Raw genomic sequence first — 764 nt, 5'->3', positions numbered from 1 at the left:
TAATTTAGAAATCACTTCTTTAATATTCTCCATATTCGCAAAACTGAAATGACGGTTATCTCTTTCTTTTTCTAATTTGTTCTTATATGCCTGTCTCTGATTTTCAGATATTACTTGTGATTGGGGATTGATAATATCCTCACCTAATACTTCACCAGTTTGTTGATCAACTAAATGTACTAATCGAGATTGAGTCATCAATTCTTCACCTCACTTTCATCTTTTTGTACGTTTTTAACCGTATTTAATTTGTTGTATTGTCTTGTTTTAAGGTTAAATAAGTAACGACAATAAGCTAATTGAGAACTTAGTGATCTAACGTTTAGCTGCAATGTGTTTGCTTTATAAAGTTCAATCATGTTGTCGATTGCAGGTTGTAAACCTTCTTCATATACAATTTCAAACGTAACAAGATGGCCGTCATCTTCCTTTTGAGTTACAGTTACATGACCAATTGATGCTCCTTTAATCGTTGATAATGCAGCAGTTAGCGACATATCAGTTGTGTGAAAAATCTTTTTAACCATAATTAACATTCCTTTCGAATTACCATATTGTGATTTCATAAACCATTAATACTTTGGAATCGTGTGTAATTCTTACGTTTTAAAATTTAGTTAAGGTGTAATTGCTCGAGTGATTTTTATCGAGTGTTACCGAATGATCGTATCGAGTAAAAAACATTTTAAAATTAATGAGGATATTGTTCTTGTGGATGTGATGAAGCCGAGAAAAATAAAGTAAGAAGTAACTGTATACATTCT

The 764-nt window shown here is 31.2% G+C and carries 2 protein-coding genes; both read right to left on the bottom strand.

The features are described 5' to 3' along the window. On the bottom strand, positions 1-198 hold a 198-nt coding region (locus RCF13_RS16115; protein ID WP_308141338.1), incomplete at its 3' end, for a hypothetical protein. Further along, positions 198-527: a hypothetical protein gene (locus RCF13_RS16110; protein WP_016716400.1), complete on the bottom strand. Its 330-nt coding sequence runs from the start codon at positions 525-527 to the stop codon at positions 198-200. The genes RCF13_RS16115 and RCF13_RS16110, both read right to left, overlap by 1 nt. Between the last annotated feature and the right edge of the window lie 237 nt (positions 528-764).

Origin of the sequence: Stenotrophomonas maltophilia group sp. RNC7 (assembly GCF_030910085.1) — a bacterium.
Lineage (GTDB): Bacteria > Pseudomonadota > Gammaproteobacteria > Xanthomonadales > Xanthomonadaceae > Stenotrophomonas > Stenotrophomonas sepilia.
This window is presented reverse-complemented; position numbering and strand designations above follow the sequence as displayed.

What these genes read in the sequence shown, in the direction of transcription:
- RCF13_RS16110 (WP_016716400.1), bottom strand. Translation starts at nt 527, where the DNA reads ATGGTTAAAAAGATTTTTCACACAACTGATATGTCGCTAACTGCTGCA.